The sequence below is a fragment of the Pseudanabaena sp. SR411 genome, from assembly GCF_002251945.1.
Classification (GTDB): domain Bacteria; phylum Cyanobacteriota; class Cyanobacteriia; order Pseudanabaenales; family Pseudanabaenaceae; genus Pseudanabaena.
In genome coordinates this window covers 60724-78859 of record NZ_NDHW01000200.1, presented here as the reverse complement: position 1 = coordinate 78859, position 18136 = coordinate 60724, and the positions used below count along the sequence as shown (strand labels likewise).

Sequence of the window (18136 nt, the reverse complement as noted above, 5' to 3'; positions counted from 1 at the left end):
GGCAGAAATTCTCATTGCGTATTTCCTGTACGATCGCATTGAGAATTTCTGCCAAACTAAAATATTGTCGAATATGTAGCGAGATTTTGGCAATTAAAAGTTCCTGATCTTGCGATCGCTTTAATTGAAGGGTAAGCATGATGTGATCGCACACCTGCCCAATACGGTTACATAGGGATATGGCAGTAACCTCTTTTTTAATCAGATAGTCGGCAGCTCCTAGCCGCATTGTTTGGAGGATTGTTTGTTCATTGCCATCATGTCCAGTTAAAATGATCGCCGCTAGCTTCGGCACAAGATCACCTTCTCCCATTGCAGCTAACAACTCCCAGCCTTCACCATCAGGCAGAAAATAATCAATGAGGACAATATCGGGATGTTGCGATCGCCATAAATCTATACCTTCCTCTAGGGTTTCGGCTTCCAAAAAAGCATAGTGGCGAGTATCCGATCGCAGATAGCGAATGTAAGTAGCGCGATCTTCTGCTGAATCATCGACGATCAAAATGGTGATGGCAGAGTCTAAGGGGGATGATGTCGAGATCATAAGGTTTCAGGCAGAATTTAAGGCGAGATTTCAGGTGGTGAACTGTCCGTAGCTAGGTAGCACGGCAACTTGGAACCAATGTTGAAACAAGGTTTGAATAGTTTGTTGCATGGCGGTAACGCCCATAGGTTTGAGGGTGTAGCTGTTGGTTCCATTCTCGTAACAGGTTTGAATATCGCGTTGACTGCTGGATGTGGTCAAAACGATAATTGGCAGAGTTTGTAAATGGGTAGTTTGCTTTACTTGCTGAATAATGTCCCGACCGTCCGTTCCTGGTAAGTTGAGATCGAGCAGCATGGCAACGGGTAAAGCAGCCTTGAGATTTTCATATTCCCCTCGTCGAAATAGGTAATCGAGAACTTCATCACCATTTTCAAATCGTAAAAAACGATAAAGCGATCGCTCCAATATATCTAGATTTTGCGCGGCTCTCATAAACATATAAAAGTCTTCATCGCTATCTTCAACGATGAGAATGATGGGATGGGTGAGGTCATCCCAAGCGGCAGTCAAAAGATTATTCATTAATGGTCGTAAAAACTAATATCTATATTGAGAATTGCTTAGATCCCCCCAGCCCCCCTTAAAAAGGCTACCCTGAACACAAGTCTCTCTGTCTATGTTTGAAGGTTTAGATCCCCCCCAGCCCCCCTTAAAAAGGGGGGAGAATTTTCTTCTTCCCCCTTTTTAAGCGGGATTGAGGGGGATCATTAGTAACTCATGCTATAGCTGATAACTTGTGGGTACACCGTAGCTAAAAAGGGGGGAGAATTTTCTTCTTCCCCCTTTTTAAGGGGGATTGAGGGGGATCTTTTAGAGTTTTTCATATCTAAATAGCATTATTGAGATCACACGCAGGCAAAGTAAAAGAAACGGTAGTTCCTTGTCCGTAGTTAGATTGTACTTGAATATTTCCATTGTGACGTTCGACAATCTTTCGGACAATGGTTAAACCAGCTCCTGTACCACCACCATATTTACTAGGTGAATTCAATCGTTTGAAGATTTGAAAGATTGACTCCAAATGCTTCTCTCGAATGCCAATACCATTATCGCGTACATTGATTGTTACCAAAGGTGATTCAGTCTGCTCCACAAGCCAGTCAATTTCTACCAATTTTGTAGGATGGTCATTGTATTTGAAGGCATTGGTAATAAGATTAATAAAAATATCTTCGATCAAAAGGCGATCACCCATTACCATCGGTAGCGATCGCGGGATGTCGATCTTGCAGTTTTGCCATTGCGGATTAATCGTAAATAGTTCAATTACATTTTGCAATAGTTGATTGAGATCCAGGGGTTCCATTTGTAACTCCTGACGACTTAGGCGAGAGAATTTCAGCAAAGATTCGATCAAAGCTTCCATCCGTTTCGTCAGTTTTACCAATGTATGTAATTTATCCGCCCCATCCCCCTTCAGAATTTCGCCATAGTCTTCTAACAAAAAAGTAGCATAGTTATGAATACCGCGCAACGGTTCTTTTAAATCATGGGAAGCAATGTAGGCAAAGGCATCGAGTTCGCTATTACTACGCTCCAAATCGGCGTTGATCACAGCGAGTTCATGGGCTTGACGTAAGACAATATCCACGATCGCCTGTCGCAGTTCGATACCGCTGTCCACTTCACAGGGCAACCAAGGGTTAGACTGTCCGCGCACGATCTCTTTCCAAGCTTCAAAGGATTGACGAGGAAGGAGAAGAATACTGCCATCTTCAGCAACTTGTGTTGGTTTATCGCGATCGCCTGCCCAAGTCACAGTTTGCAATTGCTCAGGACGGAACCAAAGAACATAGCGGGGCTGGATTTTAGAAATGGCGATCGCCATTAAGCCACTGGCAATCGCCTGATATTCCACCGCCTCATTATAGAGACTGGATAAAGCATTAGTGACAAAAAGATCCTGCTCAAAGTGATCCTGTAGCCAAGTTAGCAAAGATTTCACGGCTGGTTCATCGGGAGTTTTACCAATCAAAATCAGGCGATCGCCGTCGCAAATAGCCGCACCTTGAGCAGCCGTAAGACTCAATAACGCCGTATGATCATGGTTCAGTTCTTCCACAAATCCTGTTGCTTTGGTCAAACGTTCTACAAACTGACCCTGAATTGTTTTGAGATGGAGTTTGTAATCCAGATTTTCGTTAGCTTCCTTATTGGCTAACTCCGTAGACATCAACTGTCCCAAAAATTCACAAATAGTCCGAGTCTCATAGGGAACAAATTTAGGTGTGTAATGATGACAGGCGATCAATCCCCACAATTTTTTGTTTTGAATTAGAGAAATAGACATTGAAGCTGTCACCCCCATATTTTGCAGATATTCAAGATGGATTGGTGAAACCGATCGCAAGGCACAGTAACTCATATCGAGAGGTGCTTTATCAAGGGGGGATGCTGCATCTAGAGATTGTCCATGTTTGACTAAACCAGTTGGTTGATAATTCACGTCTGGAATTAAGCGCAACCAGTTGAGGGTATAGAGAAGTTTTGCCTGTTTTGGAATGTCTGAGTCAGGATATCGTAGTCCTAGAAATGGCTCTAGATCAGGTTGTTTAACTTCCGCAATCACGGTTCCATCCCCCTGCTCATTGAAGCGGTAGATCATTACGCGATCGAATCCCGCTAATGCTTGCACTTCCTGAACTATTAAGTCACATAATGCAGCTAAGTCTTTTGTTGTCTGGATTTTGGTAAGATTATGTTTAATTTGGTGATAAAACTGGAAAAAATCACTTCCCCCCGATAACTCGCAAGGTTCCAATTCTATCACAATTTCCCCAGTGGGGGCACGATGCACAATACCATTAAAAGACAGCGGCAAGCGATCGCCCAAATCGTCAAACTCAACACGTAGAGGATTAGGATATTCAAAATTGTGATCGAGACAAGCATGAATCGATTTAATCAGTTCTTCGCCTGTAAATTCTGCTAAGGGGCGATCAAGTAAATCATCGATCGCTATTCCTAAAATCTCAAGGGCATTTGCGCTCACCTGAGCAATCCGTAAATCTGGCTCGGTAAGTATCATCAATAGTCCGTGGGGCTGAATCAAGCTAGGAACATGAATTGGCTCGCGATCGCAGTTAGTTAGATTAACCGCTTCAAACTCATCGAAATCATGATCGACCTGTCGTGAAAATGTATTCATTACCAACCTAATATTTGAGAAATTTGTGAACCAAGGGTGCTTGTATTGAATGGCTTATTAATTACCCCTTGGCATCCTAAATCTATAAATGATTGATGGCTGAACCTGTTAGTACTGGCTGTCAGAGCAACAATCGGGATATGTGCGTGTAGCTTATCTGCTCTTAATTTTTGCATAAAAGTAAATCCATCCATATCTGGCATCATAATATCCAGCAATACCGCATCGGGTTCCGCCTTAGCGATCTCCGATATCCCTTCTTTGCCTGAAATCGCAACTTTTATTTGCCAATTAACAAAATTTTCTAAACATAGCTGCACCAACCAACGACTCATTTCATCATCATCAATTAACAGGATGGTTTTGGTATTAGTAACTGTTTCTCTAGGTATGTCTGTGGATTGAGACATAAAATTACCACTGACTGTAATTCGCTGATCATAAAATACAAAAATGAGGACAATCTGATGCCACAGTCTGTTTTTTATGCATACTCTGGCAAAATTTGAAAAATGCCATCTTGCACGAGAGCTTTAATCTGTAGCCCTTGCTCTAAAACACTGTAGGGCATTTTGGGTTTGTCGGGATTTTCCCTCGCACAATCAATTACCTCATAGCGATGAGGGATATGACGAGTAATATGCTCTAGCGATCGCTGTCGTAGTTCCGCATTAGACATTTTGGGTTGAAATTCGGCAAGTGTGGAATATTCTGCTTGCAAGCAATTGGGATAATCGCTAAGAAAATTATCAATTTCTTCCACAGCAATCATCAATGTTAATTTAACGAAGGTTTTTGTCATGAGAGTATCTCGCTAATCGCTAATAGTGAATGAATAAATGAATGTAGGATGTGTTAGTGCAACGTAAAGCATCAATAGATCTCAAGATCTCAATGATGTTAGTTAAGCAGTTACGAAATCAGAATTTAAGTAATTGCGATTCCAAGTAAATGCTTCGTGATTGAGAGATTCCACTGATGTATTGGAGATCGCCTTCCATTTAGGATTAGTAGCAATCCCTTGATGCCAGTCAAAGGAAACCTCGCTATATTCTGTGTTGATTGGACGACTTGTATAATGAGGGTCGCATTCGATCCAAGTTAGGCGATCGGAGTCAAGCTCAAACATCTGAACTATATGCGTGGCAAGTTGTTCAAGCTGGGCAGGAATGAACCAGCCAACTTCGCAGTTCTGTACAGAGACGATCGCAATCTGCTGTCCAAATTGCTGATAAATAATCCGTAAATGGCATTTTAGCTGCCATATCGCCGACTCTTGACCAGTAACACGACATTCATAAAACTGCTCGAATACTTTCATATCACAAATTCCTTAAAAGACATTATCAAGAAGATCGGCACTGGTTGTTAAAGAAGTGATGAATAGCTACAAGGCTTATCCAGCAAGGATTTATGGTGATTGAGTAGCAAGGTCGTGAAAAGCTTGCCCAGAGATACTTTGAGAGGCTTATCCCTCTTTAACAGTCCAGTGCCAGAAGATCAAAGTCATTAAAAACCATTTAGTAATTGTCTAGCTTCCCCAGATTCCCTTATAAAAGGGGATTAAAGAGGATCTCTTATAGTTTTTGACTGTAGAAGGTAATTCTTAAAAGGTAATTCTTAAAAGGTAATTCTTAGAGTTTTTGACCGAAGAAAGTAATTCTTAAATAACTAAGAGCAAATCCCAATTAGTTTTAAAGATAGCACAGACAATGAGGACAATCTGAATATAGCAATCAAAAATGAGGACAATCTGAGGAGGTTAAGCCGATCACCATATATCACATGTTTCTAACTACAATCTGATTTCTACATGATGCTTTCGCCTGATATAGTCTATCCCGATAGGCGATCGCGATCTAACCGACTGAGAACGCGCGTGTACAAATCACTTTCCGCAACTGGCTTACTCAGATAATCATCAGCACCTGCGATAAATAATTGCCGAATCGTTTCGTGATCGGTCTGAGCCGATAAAAACACAATCGGTAAATCACGCCAGAGAGAATCCGTCCGCACTGCTTTACACAAGTCAATACCGCTATAGTCTGGCATGACCAAATCTAAAATCAAGAGATCGGGTTCAGTGGCTTCCAATACCTGCCAAAATTGGTGGGGATTCTGTAAAGTAACTACTTCAATATCCCAATTTCCGAGTGATCGCCGCAGGATTTTGAGCAAAGTCGGATCATCATCGACAATCATCACCTTAGAGCGATCGCTAAAGGGTTGATACAAGACCCGCGACACTGTCTTCAGAATTTCTTTCGTAGAAGCAGGCTTCTCGATAAATGAGCAACTACCCTTACGCGCCGACCTCACGCGAGCACTCAACCCACTCGTCGCCGACATCATCACCGTCGGAATTTTCGTCTCCCTCTGAGACAGTTCATCCAAAAAATTCAGCCCGTTCTCACTAGAATTAGGAAACATAATATCTAGCAAGATCACATCAGGTGCTTCCTTCGCAATTTTTGCCCTAGCAGTTGTCAGATCGTTCGCTGTTTGTATCCGCATTCCCCAAGTTTCCGCTTCTAGGTGAATCTCATGTGTAAATCGAACGTCATCATCAATGATTAACAATAGAGGCAATGGCGAATAATCAGCTAAGAGTAAGGTCGGCTCAGATGATATTGAAGGTGAAGGGTTTAGGGTAGCCTGTTCGAGCTTGGTAACCAATTGCTGTAGCAACTCCACATCAAAGATAGACAAAGAGAAATCGCTATGGAGCATCACTTCAAGCTGACGGGCGATCGCCGATCCTTCAGGAAATCCTAAGGAACCCAAAGAGCCAATCAGGCGATGCGCTAGCATATATCCTTCATAACGCAGATCCGCGCCCAACTTGTTCTGATCCAAAGCGATCGCAATCCGTCGGAACATGGCGATCATCTCTGGCAAACTCGCGATTAATTTCTGAGACATAATTGCAATTACTTCCTGTACTCGCGCCTTGTCTAGTGACGATATGTTTTTGTCAATTATAGGTTCGTTAGCTAAAGGACTAATCGCCATAGGCTCAGCAGTTGCTTGTATAGGAGCCGCTTTGAGACGATAACCCAATCCATATACAGACTCAATGGGATCTACCTGCAATCCCGCCGCCTTCAACTTCTGGCGTAATCCCTTAATATGCGTAGTTACGGCTTCCTCACTGGGAAAATCTCCCGCCGACCACACCTGGTCGATCAAAGCGCTACGACTGAATATCTGTTGTGGATGCCTAAGAAATATTTCTAATAATCCATATTCCTTTTGAGTTAACCGTAAAGGTTGTTGCTTATAAGTAACAATATTTGTCTTGAGATCAAGCCGCAAGCCATTCCATCCGAATTCTTGAATGAGAGTATCGCCTTCATGGTAGCGGCGTAATAGCGCCCGAATTCTGGCTACTAATTCCTGAAAGTGATAGGGCTTAACCACATAGTCATCGGCTCCTGCTTCTAACCCCATCACGCGATCGCTCGTACTATCTTTAGCCGTCAACAACAACACAGGAATGGTATAGCCCTCATTGCGAAGCTTGGCACATAGCCCCAGCCCATCGCTATCAGGCAATATCACATCGAGAATGATCAAGTTATAATCGTAAGCCTCCACATATTGCCAAGCCGTTTTTGCATCGGCTACCGCATCAATGGTGTAATGAGATTCTGCGAGTAGTTGCAAGAGTATTGCCGCAGAATGCAAATCATCTTCAACTAATAAAATCTTCAAAGTTTTTTCCTGTCAAAATGTTCAAAATGCTAAAGGGGGTCTTAATATACTTGATGCACCAAATAGAACCCCCTCTAACTCCCCCTCGGAAGGGAGAGAACTTAGACTTCCCACCTTCCAAGAGGGGACTGAGGGAGGTGAAAATTTGCACTGTGTGTCAAGTAAATTTATCTATTGGCTGACTCAACATTATAAACAAAGAAAATAGGGAAATAATGAAGACATGATTTGATAAAGCAACTCCAAAAGTGGCGGCGCGAAGCGCCGCCACTTTTGGAGTTGCTTGGTTTGGCTTTTAATTGACAAAAGTGTGTCGATACTGTTGTCAATTAGTATAACTTGTCCACACTATAAAACTGTAAGCAAAGGCGGTGTTTAGCTCCATCTTTAGTTGCAGTTTTATGTTGCAATCAAGAGAGTATACTCTAGTTGGCAATAGCATGAGCCTGTTAAGAATTATGTCTTCCAATTATTCTGAAACTTCTTTAGAGTGGATACAAGAGCGATTGCAGGTTTTGCAACCCTACCTGATTACTAAGGCTGAGCGGGGAATTATCGGCAAGAGTCGCTATGCCACAAGATTACGGCAAGAGATTAAAAAGGCGAGTGAAGATCGACAATCAGTATTGATTCTGGGCGAACCCGGATTAGATAAAGACAATATTGCGGCTCTGATTCATTTTAATTCGGCACACCGACGAGAAGCGATCGCCAAGGTAAATTGCAGTCTTGTCCAAACCAGTGGCGCAGATTTATTTGGACGTGCAGGTGGAAATCATGGTTTATTGACATATTTGGGAAAGGGAACTCTCGTTTTAAATAATATTCAAGAGTTGCCAAAAGAACTGATTCCGCAAATTGTCCAACTTCTAGAAAATGGAACCTTCAGGCAAGTCGGCAGTGTTGAAACTGATCCACCTCTGACCTGCGAAGCAAGGATCATCATGGTTTCCGAGAAACGTCAATCGGCTTGTGAATCCCATGTTAAACATTCGATTAAGGTTCCATCCTTAAGAGTGCGAAAAGTCGATATTAAACCCCATGTAGAATATTACATCAGTCTATTTTGTCGCGATCGCGGGATTCCCAAGCCCACGATCACTGCTGAAGCTCTACGCAGTCTCCAAAGCTATGACTTCACAGGAAATCTCAAAGAACTGCAATTATTGGTAGAACGAGCAATATTGCAGTCACAGGGTGCGCGATCGCTAGATGAATCAGTATTTTGGTCAACGCAACCCAAGGGCAAAAAGTTTCGATTTAATCTACTCAATGCCTTTCCTGATCTACGTCGATTTTTACGCAGTGACTGGTTTCCTGACCGCATTAACTATGGATTTACCTTCACTTTTTTTGCAATTGTTGTCGCAACGCTGTTTTTAGCGCCACAAAGCCGCGATCGTAATATTGCGCTTAACTTTTTTTGGGCATGGTGGTGGCCATTAATCTTAATTAGCTTTCCCTTTGTGGGACGGCTATGGTGTTCCATCTGTCCGTTTATGATTTACGGCGAAGTTGTGCAGAAGCTCTCTTTGTGGCTATTTCCTCGTCAACTTAAATCTTGGAATCGTGATTGGGCAGAACGTTGGGGAGGTTGGTTCTTATTCGGTCTATTTGTGTTGATTTATCTTTGGGAAGAACTGTGGGATTTACAAAATACTGCTTATCTTTCCGCCTATTTATTACTATTGATTACGGCTGGAGCAATGATCTGTTCCCTCATTTTTGAGCGTCGGTACTGGTGTCGCTATCTCTGTCCGATTGGAGGCATGAATGGGCTATTTGCCAAACTCTCAATGACAGAATTACGCGCTCAGCAGGGAACCTGTTCAGCAGAATGTACAACCTATCAATGCTATAAAGGCGGTGTTCAAAAAGGCGAAGGTCTAGAGACAAATGGATGTCCGCTTTATTCCCATCCTGCTCAATTGCAAGATAATCGCGACTGTGTTTTATGTATGACCTGTCTCAAGGCTTGTCCCCATCGATCGGTGGAGTTCAATCTCCGACCTCCTGCGATCGAATTATGGACAACCCATGTTCCGCGTACCTATGAAGTGGCATTGCTATTGTTATTGCTAGGTGGCGCATTTTTGCATCGATTGCCAGAAATCGAAACAGCTCTGGGTTTGCCGACTAGTAAAGAAATTTTCTTGCCACATTTAGTCGTATCGCTACTTATTTTAATTGTGGCGGCACTCATTCCCTTAGCTGCCCATGGAATTATGCGATCGCTCTATTGGCTCACAATCATCTGGAAAAAGAATTGCGAAGGTTATCAGCTTCCCTACGGTATTACTACCCACAAGCCTAGACCATTTATTCAGCTTGCCTATGGATATTTGCCCTTAGTTTTGGGAGCAAATCTAGCGCATTATCTACGCTTGTTTCTGCAAGAAGCGGGGCGCATATTACCAGTTAGTTGGGCGACTTTTGGACTAGATGGATCTAGTCTGCCAATTTTTATCGCGCATCCTGCGGTGATTGAGTTTCTGCAAGGAACGACGTTAATTTTCTCCGTATTATTGACATGGGCTTTGACCCAAAAAATCGCTCGACAAACTTGGCGATCGCTACTTCCTCAGCATTTGAGTACCTTAGTTTTAGCGATCGCCTTATGGCTAATTATTGTTATCCCTGCTTAAAGAACCCATTTAAGAATCACATGATACTTACAATCTTGTTTAAAGCTCTCGGTGTTTAGCCCCCTAAATCCCCCAATTCTGGGGGACTTATAGCTGTAGCCATTCTTGTTAGGACATAAAACCCAAATAGTGTGAGGCGGCGCTTCGCGCCGCCTCACACTATTTGGGTTTTGATTTGTCCTGATACAGGTGGCTATAGCTATAAATATAGTTCCCCCCAGAATTGGGGGGGGTAGGGGGGCTAAAATTACAATTCTTAAATGGTTTCTAAAGAGGAGAGATAATGCTTCGCATTATTTCTCCTCTTTTTTATTTTTCGATCATCTGATCGTATAGTTGAGCAGTTTTTTCGAGCATGATTTCATTGGAAAAAAGTTGACGATAGCGACTGTAACCCTCCTTCGCAAAGCGATCGCGTAAATCTCGATCAGTAATTAGTTCCGCAAGCTTAGCTGCCAAGCTATCAGGATCACGGGGCATGACGATAAAACCTGTTTGGCGATCGCTGACCTGCTCAGCAATACCTCCCACACAAGTACCGACCACGGGCTTGCCTTGAGACATCGCTTCTGCACAGGCAAGACTGCAAGCCTCTTGCAGCGAAGGCAGGACAAAAATATCAAAGAGTTCCAACAAGTTGGGTAAATCTTCGAGATAGCCTGTAAAAATCACGCGATCGCCGATCCCTAAATCCTGAGCTTCCTGTTTGAGAGAAGCCTCTAACTCACCATTCCCAGCGATGACTAAGCGCAGGTTATCTCCTTGCAATTTGGCAAAAGCCTGAAGTAAATAGGTTAAGCCCTTTGCCTCATCTAGTCGTGCGGCTGTCCCCAGAATGATTTGATTAGCAGGATCTAGCTGAAATTTCTGAGCAAGTTCTAATGATTTGTCCAAATCGAGAATTGGCTCTTTGACTCCGTTATAAATTAAATGGAGCTTGTTTTTATTCAATCCTAATTCACATAAAAGATTATATTCAGCTTCACAAACACAAATTACGCGATCAGCTAACCAATTACTAAACCAGCAGGACATCTGATAGCTAAATTTTGCTCCTGCTCCATGATAGCCATGCACCGTAAAGAGAATTGGAACTTTGCTTAATGCTAAATGTACAGCTAACATTAATTCATGAGCGCCATGAATATGCACAAGATCGATCGCTTGTTCTTTTTGAATTTCCTTAATTGCTGAGATCAGTTCAGGAAAACCTTTAAAAAAATTGATCTCCCACTTGGTATAGGCTCGCTGCAAGATTGGTAAAGCTCGAAATTGCGGAGCACCTTTCCCGTCGGGGGCTAATAGCGATATTTTGTAGCGATCGCCAAGTCCTTTGATCAAACTAAGAGCTTGTTTTTCTGTGCCACCTTGATTCAGGTACGGCAAAATGAATAAAATATGTTTTTTCACTGTATATTTTGTTGTGTTTCTCGTGATAGCTACAGCAAATAGAGCTTATAGCGCTTTGCGCTCAAACCCAAACGAAGAGATTTTTTGAAGGTGTTGTGAAGCAGCACCTTCAAAAAATCTCTTCGTTTGATTGATAATTGATGTAATTTATAGCAGTTATAATTGAGAGAAGTCAAAACCCAAAAGTTAGAGGTATGGGGATGGTACAAGCACTAGTTGACTGCGATCGCATGACTTTTGAAGAGTTTATCGATTGGTATCCCGAAGATGGTAAGCGCTATGAGCTATATAGAGGAGTGGTTAGAGAAATGATGCCTATAGGTGATCATGAATTAGCTAGTAGCTTTTTGTCTGAGGAACTAACTTTAGAGGTTCGTAGCAACCATTCTAACTATCGTGTTAGTAGGATGTGTTTATTAAAGCCAGAAATGGCGGAGACAGGTTTTATTCCTGATGTAGTGGTCATAGATCGGCGGGAATTAGTCAATGAACCTCTCTGGCAAAAGTCTTCGGTAATTCAAAATGGAAAGACTGTGCCTTTAGTAATTGAGGTGGTAAGTACCAATTGGCGCAATGATTATGCGGTGAAATTAGCAGAATATGAAGCCATGGGAATTGCTGAATATTGGATCGTAGACTATTTAGCTCTAGGAGCAGTACGACATATTGGTAAGCCAAAGCAGCCCACGGTAACAGTTTGCAAATTAATCGAAGGAGAATATCAGCTATTTCTATTTACTGCTGGCAAAAAGATTGAATCTGATATTTTACCCGAACTAAATTTGATGACAGATGTTATATTCCAAGCTGCTATAGAGATTTCTTGAAAGTGTTGCAAAGCAACACTTTCAAGAAATCTCTGGATTTGGATTTGAGCGCAAAGTGCTGTAACACTATCCTAAACTTAATGGCATTTCTAGAGAATGCGCTAATAGAAACTCCCGATCGCTTAATACCTGTCTAGTTTCGCCATCATAGACAATTTTCCCCTCACTCAAGACTACAGTGCGATCGCATAGCTCAAGAACTAAGTCCAGATCGTGGGTGGCAATTAATTGAGTTTCAGGTAAAGTTTGCAAAAGCTGGATTAACTGACGACGCGATCGCGGATCGAGTTGGGCGGATGGTTCATCAAATACTAAAACCTGCGGCTGCATCGCTAAAACTCCTGCGATCGCCACTCGTTTTTTTTCACCACCCGAAAGATTATGGGATAGACGCTCTCGATACTTAGCTACATCCAATCCAACTGCCACTAAAGCCTCTGCAACCCGTTTTTTTAAATGATCACCTCGGAGCCCTTGATTCATTACCCCAAAAGCAACATCTTCCCAAATCGTGGGCATAAATAATTGGTCGTCTGGATTCTGAAATACTAGACCGACAAAATTCCGAATTGCGGTTAAATTGCGTGATACTACCAGCATTTCCCCAATGACAATTTCACCCTGCTGTGGCATGAGCAGTCCATTGAGATGCAGAAGTAATGTTGATTTACCTGAACCATTTGCACCAATAATCGCGACTTTTTCGGTTGCCGCGATCTGGAGATTGATCCCTTTTAAAGCCTGAATACCATCAGGGTAGCGATAGCTGAGGTTCTCAATGGAAATAGGATTGTGATGCAAAGCACTCTAACTAATAAAAACTTGACCAACTAAGATTACGATCATAACGCAAGCAATGGCTAAGCCATCGCACCAGTTACCTGTGGCTGATTCCATGATCATCGGAGTGCCTTGATAACCACGAGCTAGCATCGCTTGATAAATGCGATCGCCGCGATCGTAGGTACGAATAAACAGGACTCCGAGCATATTCCCTAACACTTGTCTTTGCCATGCGCGATCGCGGCGTTGATGATTATAGAGATTGTGGGGATCAAAATTACGGGCGGTAGCCGCACGACGCATCGCCTTAAACTCATTAATTAGCACGCCAATATAGCGATACATGGAAGCAAGAATGCTAATTAGCAATGGGGGCATTTTGAGAGTAACTAGAGCTTGCAGTAATAAGGGAACGGAAGTACTGAGGGTAAGAATATTTAAGAGAAGTAAAGATAGAAAAGCTTTGATACTCACACTTCCTAAAATCATTAATCCATTAGTGGTAATTTGCAGCCATCCCCATTGCCAGAGTATGTTTCCGCCGCCCCGAAATAGAGTTCCTAAAAGAATGACACTCATAAACATTAATTCGATCGCCATGCGTTTAGCAAGAACTCCTAAATCGACTTTGCTCCAATAGAGAATGGGTAAAGTCATAGCTGCATATAGCGCCCAAGTCCACCATCTGCCCATGGACGTTAAAGCGATCGCAAATACCAATAGAAATATACAGAGCAATCGTGTATGCACAGCTAAGCGATTCCATATATTTAGGCGATCGCTCTGGGATAGAGACAGGCGATCGCTGGATTGAGTTAGATGAATGTGGAGCAGCATAGACCTAGCTTTTATTTTGGTTCAGATTTGCGTACAGCGAGCTTTCCAATTCCCCACGCTAAGCCAAATACGACTAATGTACCTGTAATTCCTGCGAGAGCCGTGGATACCTTCTCATTAGGAACTGCTTTGAGAGAATATTCTTCAAAAATCTGGGAGAAGGGAAGCTGTTTGGTCGGCGGTTCTGCGATCGCTTTTTCTTCAAATTTTAAATCTTGAGAAACTCGATCTAATCCGTCAGGATCTTTACTAGCAAAGGGTGACACAAATGCAGCAATACTTAGAGCTAAAGCTAATCCTGACAATACAAAAATGTGGTTTTTATGCATTTATTTGTGGTGACTTAAAAGTTATCTAATTCGGTTTGCTTGACTGCAAAATTAGGAGCATCATAAATTAACTCAGGACGAGTCTTCCAGATAAAACTAGTTACGGCAAGGGTGATGAATGCTTCACCAATACCGATCATGAAATGCCACAATAGCATCGCTGTCATTCCTAAAGCTAAGGGAACTGTATCTGATAGAGCGAGAAGCACAGCGCAAACAGCGGCTGCCACGACTACACTTGTCCATGAAGCGATCGCTGTGCTGACACTCATGCCTAGCCATGTATTGCGACCAATTACGAACCTAATCACTCGATAAAGATAATAACCACCAAAGGTTCCCATTAGTCCCATAATCGTGATATTGGCTCCTAAAGCAGTTAGTCCACCATCCTGAAACATGATGGTCTGCACAATGAAAACCACCGACATGACTAACGAGCCAGCCCAAGGACCAAGCAAGATTCCTGCTAGAGTTCCACCCATTAAGTGTCCAGATGTGCCACCGACAATTGGGAAGTTGATCATCTGTGCGGCAAAGATAAAAGCGGCACTTACACCCATCAGAGGAACAGTGCGTTCTTTATACTCTGATTGCACACGATTCAGAGAGAGCGCAATTAAGGCGATCGCTATACCTCCTGTAACCAAACTCACTGGCAAACTGAGGTAGCCGTCGGGAATATGCATTGCTAAATGAACTGGAAACGAAAACATCTACACCTCATAAGTTGATCTTTATGATAATGATGGGCGGCGCGAAGCGCCGCCCATCATTATCATAAAGATATTTGACTAGTTTCGCATCCAAAATAACAGAAAGTTAATGTGGCGGCGACAATACGGGCTGTCTAGCTAACCGCTACTTGAAAAGGAGCAACCCGCCATAGCTGTTCTAATTTTGCCGCTGGCATCGTCAAATAGAGAATATCTCCTGCACTTAGAGAAGCTTCCAATAAGTTCCATCCATGAATCGTTTGGCAGGAAGTTTCGATATAGAGAGGTACAAAATCTGCGGTCATGGAAGCTTCACAGACAGGTTTTCCACAGAATGGATGATTAGGGGTAATCATAGTGGCGATCGCTACCCAGAGGCTGTCGGCGACAATGCCATTGCCAAGAATGCGTCCACCTAGCGCCGAAGAAGCAAAGGCGGGAGCCGCAATTTCAGGCGGACTGAGAACTGCTTCAAAATCAAATACTTCCTGCGCCATGCTGGCATAGTAGGGATCGTCATAACGCACGACCACCCGACAACGGGGTGCAATTCCCTTAGCATTCAGCGCAATTTCTAAATTTGCCGTGTCGTTACTGGTTACAGCAAGTAGACTTTCAGCTTTTTCGAGATTAGCAGCCTTGAGCGTCGTGGGTAGGCTGGCATCACCATGAATAACAGGAATATTTTGCGATCGCACCGTATCTAAAAAACGATTATTGAGATCGCGTTCTATAACTAGAACTTCATAGCCATAGCTAACCAGTTGTAGCGCTGTCTGCACACCGACACTTCCCAAGCCACAAACAACAATATGATTGCGTTGAGGCACTCGCGCCGCGTCCCAGAAATTTCTCAATCTGGAACCGAGAATAAAATCATTTAAAATCGCATAAAAGATTCCCACTACAGCCGTTCCAATCAGCATCATGATGATCGTAAAAATTTTGATGCTATCGGGAGAATATTCCACAACTTGCTCATTTCCACCTGCGCCTGTAATCATCCCCACCGAGAAATAGAGAGCATTCACTAAGGAAATATTCATTTGAAAGCTGGTATAAACCACCGTTGCCGAAAAAATCGTTAGCAATAGAGCGATCGCTGTAAATAGAACGGCGCGACCATGTTCATGAAAATGGCGAAAGCTCATAAAGAGTTTGGATATTTTCTGCAAGATTGGGCGTGATGCAGTTCTGACACTGGGCTGAGTGCCAAGTAATAGGCGATCGCCGATTTGCAAAGTTCGACCATTTAGTACGGCACTGACCAGATCGACTTTGCTCTCGTCGTAGGGTAGGTAATAGATCAACATGCGCGATCGATCTTCCCAAAAATCGGACAGGGGTTTCCCAAACCAAGGATGATGATCATCAATATATTCTTCATGAATCGGCCAAGTCTGGTTAAATAGGCGCAGTTGCCCGATCGCCTGACTTCCCATCGCACTAAAGGCAAATACAGGGGCCGCCAGAGCCGCTACACTCATGGTCAAATGATTGGGCAAGGTCAAGTCTAGACGCACGCCCAAACTGGAGTTAAATAATCGATTAATAATTCTGACATGGGGATTAAGTACCCTTGCTTGCATCAAAATTGTCAGGTTACGAGTCTCATCGGCTCCTGCCAAAATTAAAGTCTGAGCATCGCGAATTCCTGCGGCAAGCAATGTCTCGGCAGCCGCCAAATCACCAATAATAATTTCGGTATCCGCTTGATGAATCGGGCGATCGTGTATGCCCACAACAAGACAACCTTGCTGTTTCAGCAAACCCAAAATTTTGTAACCCGTGCGATCCAGACCACAGATGATAATGCGGGGTTTCATTGCTTATGCGCGATGGCGATCGCTACCCATAGTACTATCGTGACTATTGTGAGCTATCGATGACATTGTGACTGTAGCTGATAATACCTGTGTCTCCTAAATCTCAGTATGGTGTCCTCTCAAGCCAGAAAATTAGTCTGAACATGCGCCCGAAGTCTAGGACAAGGCGATCGCTACGAAATATTTAGGTGTTGCCGTATTATTTGACGAATCTGGGTACAGGTAGAAAAAGCATCATTGGCAATTGTTTGGTCGGCAGATATGCCAGGGTATCGGAACTCAACAGCATAAACTGTTAGCTCATCAAGGTTATTTCGTAGATATTCCCAACTTGGTTCCATTGTCAAGAATGCATCTAACAATTTCGTTAAGTCATGAGTTCTACCAAAAGCAATATTGTTTTCTTGCAGACAGGCTTTTAAGTATTTCTCTATGCATTGCTGACTATGAAAGCAGACAGCATCATAGTTGGGATTATTTTCAACATCGATTTCTCTTTGGGCAGTTGCAAAGTCTCCTTCCGCTTTATCAACCCACTCTTGCGTGATTGGTTTCATAGAGAATACGACCTCTTTGGAGAATGTCTTGAATAAAAAAATCACCCATCTCTAAACGCTGTTGAATTTGTTTGGATGTTCGAGCGATTAAATCCAGTGGGAAGGTCGGTCTGAGTTTTTTGCGGATTTCGATCGCTTTATAAACTGGCAGTCCTTCAAATGGCAATATCACCAGTAAATCAACGTCGGAGTCTTGATTTGGTTGACCATAGGCATAGGAACCAAACAGAATGATTTGATCGGGCTGAAACTGCTCGACAATCTGTTGACTATATGATTGAATTTGGCTATAGCTAATCATTTTGACTAAAGCTTAATGGCTTAATTCGTTTTTATAATAACATCAGGACGATCGCTACTTTCATATTTTGCCACAGGCGATCGCTGTTAACTGGCGGCTAAAGATAAAGGTTAAATTGCCGATAAGTCCGTGCTTTCCACTAGTTTGGCATAATACAAAAATCGCACTAGCTCAAAAAATTGCGCTAAGCTAAATAAAGTTTCTTAGAAAACTACAAGGTGAGAAATGATTACCCAATCAATGGTGCAGCCATCGTCACTCATACCTGTAGGGATGAATATTGTTCTTTTAGGTAATGTCTTTCTATTTCATCTCACGGATGATTTGCAAGATCGCTTAGAAAACCTCTTAGATCGAAAGAAAGCAGATGCCTTCACAAATGAGCAAATTGCTGAACTTGAAGGGATTACTGAACTATCTCGCATTTTTACTCTGATTAATGCCCAAATTGCTGAAAAAGCCCCATGGTGTCCCCTCAAGCCAGAATGAG

The 18136-nt window shown here is 42.7% G+C and carries 18 protein-coding genes; 3 read left to right on the top strand and 15 right to left on the bottom strand.

All coding sequences use genetic code 11. The features are described 5' to 3' along the window. From B9G53_RS21905 to B9G53_RS21875, 7 genes are all read right to left on the bottom strand, one after another. Window positions 1-547 (bottom strand): response regulator (locus B9G53_RS21905; RefSeq protein WP_141211847.1); only part of this gene is annotated, 547 nt, incomplete at its 3' end. Window positions 548-577: 30 nt separating this feature from the next. Then, window positions 578-1072, bottom strand: a complete 495-nt coding sequence (locus B9G53_RS21900; RefSeq protein WP_094535584.1) for a response regulator — start codon at window positions 1070-1072, stop codon at window positions 578-580. A gap of 304 nt (window positions 1073-1376) precedes the next feature. Then, on the bottom strand, window positions 1377-3698 hold the full coding sequence (locus tag B9G53_RS21895; RefSeq protein WP_094535583.1) for an ATP-binding protein: 2322 nt from the start codon (window positions 3696-3698) through the stop codon (window positions 1377-1379). Next, the gene (locus B9G53_RS21890; protein WP_094535582.1) at window positions 3698-4108 is read right to left on the bottom strand and encodes a response regulator; all 411 of its coding nucleotides are present in this window, start codon (window positions 4106-4108) and stop codon (window positions 3698-3700) included. Before B9G53_RS21890 ends, B9G53_RS21895 begins: the two co-directional genes overlap by 1 nt. Window positions 4109-4182: 74 nt before the next feature. Beyond that, window positions 4183-4500, bottom strand: a complete 318-nt coding sequence (locus B9G53_RS21885; RefSeq protein ID WP_094535581.1) for a hypothetical protein — start codon at window positions 4498-4500, stop codon at window positions 4183-4185. Window positions 4501-4602: 102 nt separating this feature from the next. Beyond that, a complete protein-coding gene (locus B9G53_RS21880) occupies window positions 4603-5019 on the bottom strand; it encodes a hypothetical protein (RefSeq protein WP_094535580.1) in 417 nt (138 codons plus the stop codon). Between the two features lie 515 nt (window positions 5020-5534). Further along, window positions 5535-7415, bottom strand: a complete 1881-nt coding sequence (locus B9G53_RS21875; protein ID WP_094535579.1) for a response regulator — start codon at window positions 7413-7415, stop codon at window positions 5535-5537. 458 nt (window positions 7416-7873) lie between these two features. Here B9G53_RS21875 and B9G53_RS21870 point away from each other — a divergent pair, with 458 nt between their 5' ends. Next, a complete protein-coding gene (locus tag B9G53_RS21870; protein ID WP_254923767.1) occupies window positions 7874-10060 on the top strand; it encodes a sigma 54-interacting transcriptional regulator in 2187 nt (728 codons plus the stop codon). A gap of 309 nt (window positions 10061-10369) precedes the next feature. Here the strand turns inward: B9G53_RS21870 and B9G53_RS21865 are convergent, their stop codons facing one another. Further along, complete coding sequence (locus tag B9G53_RS21865; protein ID WP_094535577.1) at window positions 10370-11470, bottom strand: glycosyltransferase family 4 protein; 1101 nt, start codon at window positions 11468-11470, stop codon at window positions 10370-10372. A 200-nt stretch (window positions 11471-11670) separates the two neighbouring features. Here B9G53_RS21865 and B9G53_RS21860 point away from each other — a divergent pair, with 200 nt between their 5' ends. Continuing rightward, entirely contained in the window at window positions 11671-12297 is a 627-nt protein-coding gene (locus tag B9G53_RS21860; RefSeq protein ID WP_094535576.1) for a Uma2 family endonuclease, read from the top strand. Between the two features lie 66 nt (window positions 12298-12363). Here B9G53_RS21860 and B9G53_RS21855 read toward each other — a convergent pair whose 3' ends face one another. From B9G53_RS21855 to B9G53_RS21825, 7 genes are all read right to left on the bottom strand, one after another. Beyond that, entirely contained in the window at window positions 12364-13098 is a 735-nt protein-coding gene (locus B9G53_RS21855; RefSeq protein WP_094535575.1) for an energy-coupling factor ABC transporter ATP-binding protein, read from the bottom strand. 6 nt (window positions 13099-13104) lie between these two features. Then, on the bottom strand, window positions 13105-13917 hold the full coding sequence (gene cbiQ / locus B9G53_RS21850; protein WP_094535574.1) for a cobalt ECF transporter T component CbiQ: 813 nt from the start codon (window positions 13915-13917) through the stop codon (window positions 13105-13107). 11 nt (window positions 13918-13928) lie between these two features. Next, entirely contained in the window at window positions 13929-14246 is a 318-nt protein-coding gene (locus B9G53_RS21845; protein WP_094535573.1) for a PDGLE domain-containing protein, read from the bottom strand. A 14-nt stretch (window positions 14247-14260) separates the two neighbouring features. Then, entirely contained in the window at window positions 14261-14962 is a 702-nt protein-coding gene (locus B9G53_RS21840) for an energy-coupling factor ABC transporter permease (RefSeq protein ID WP_094535572.1), read from the bottom strand. Window positions 14963-15096: 134 nt separating this feature from the next. Then, entirely contained in the window at window positions 15097-16788 is a 1692-nt protein-coding gene (locus tag B9G53_RS21835; RefSeq protein WP_094535571.1) for an NAD-binding protein, read from the bottom strand. A 173-nt stretch (window positions 16789-16961) separates the two neighbouring features. Next, complete coding sequence (locus B9G53_RS21830; RefSeq protein ID WP_094535570.1) at window positions 16962-17345, bottom strand: HEPN domain-containing protein; 384 nt, start codon at window positions 17343-17345, stop codon at window positions 16962-16964. Next, entirely contained in the window at window positions 17317-17646 is a 330-nt protein-coding gene (locus B9G53_RS21825; RefSeq protein WP_094535569.1) for a nucleotidyltransferase domain-containing protein, read from the bottom strand. The genes B9G53_RS21830 and B9G53_RS21825 overlap by 29 nt, the downstream gene beginning before the upstream one ends. A gap of 225 nt (window positions 17647-17871) precedes the next feature. Here B9G53_RS21825 and B9G53_RS21820 point away from each other — a divergent pair, with 225 nt between their 5' ends. After that, window positions 17872-18135 (top strand): hypothetical protein, encoded by a 264-nt coding sequence (locus B9G53_RS21820; RefSeq protein ID WP_094535568.1) that lies wholly within the window; start codon window positions 17872-17874, stop codon window positions 18133-18135. Window position 18136 lies beyond the last annotated feature (1 nt).

Excerpts from the sequence above, each read along its gene's own strand:
- B9G53_RS21900 (WP_094535584.1), bottom strand. The coding sequence starts at position 1,072 with ATGAATAATCTTTTGACTGCCGCTTGGGATGACCTCACCCATCCCATC.
- cbiQ (WP_094535574.1), bottom strand. The coding sequence starts at position 13,917 with ATGCTGCTCCACATTCATCTAACTCAATCCAGCGATCGCCTGTCTCTA.
- B9G53_RS21870 (WP_254923767.1), top strand. The coding sequence starts at position 7,874 with ATGTCTTCCAATTATTCTGAAACTTCTTTAGAGTGGATACAAGAGCGA.
- B9G53_RS21840 (WP_094535572.1), bottom strand. The coding sequence starts at position 14,962 with ATGTTTTCGTTTCCAGTTCATTTAGCAATGCATATTCCCGACGGCTAC.
- B9G53_RS21830 (WP_094535570.1), bottom strand. The coding sequence starts at position 17,345 with ATGAAACCAATCACGCAAGAGTGGGTTGATAAAGCGGAAGGAGACTTT.
- B9G53_RS21820 (WP_094535568.1), top strand. The coding sequence starts at position 17,872 with ATGATTACCCAATCAATGGTGCAGCCATCGTCACTCATACCTGTAGGG.
- B9G53_RS21860 (WP_094535576.1), top strand. The coding sequence starts at position 11,671 with ATGGTACAAGCACTAGTTGACTGCGATCGCATGACTTTTGAAGAGTTT.
- B9G53_RS21885 (WP_094535581.1), bottom strand. The coding sequence starts at position 4,500 with ATGACAAAAACCTTCGTTAAATTAACATTGATGATTGCTGTGGAAGAA.
- B9G53_RS21880 (WP_094535580.1), bottom strand. The coding sequence starts at position 5,019 with ATGAAAGTATTCGAGCAGTTTTATGAATGTCGTGTTACTGGTCAAGAG.
- B9G53_RS21895 (WP_094535583.1), bottom strand. The coding sequence starts at position 3,698 with ATGAATACATTTTCACGACAGGTCGATCATGATTTCGATGAGTTTGAA.
- B9G53_RS21835 (WP_094535571.1), bottom strand. The coding sequence starts at position 16,788 with ATGAAACCCCGCATTATCATCTGTGGTCTGGATCGCACGGGTTACAAA.
- B9G53_RS21825 (WP_094535569.1), bottom strand. The coding sequence starts at position 17,646 with ATGATTAGCTATAGCCAAATTCAATCATATAGTCAACAGATTGTCGAG.
- B9G53_RS21890 (WP_094535582.1), bottom strand. The coding sequence starts at position 4,108 with ATGTCTCAATCCACAGACATACCTAGAGAAACAGTTACTAATACCAAA.
- B9G53_RS21845 (WP_094535573.1), bottom strand. The coding sequence starts at position 14,246 with ATGCATAAAAACCACATTTTTGTATTGTCAGGATTAGCTTTAGCTCTA.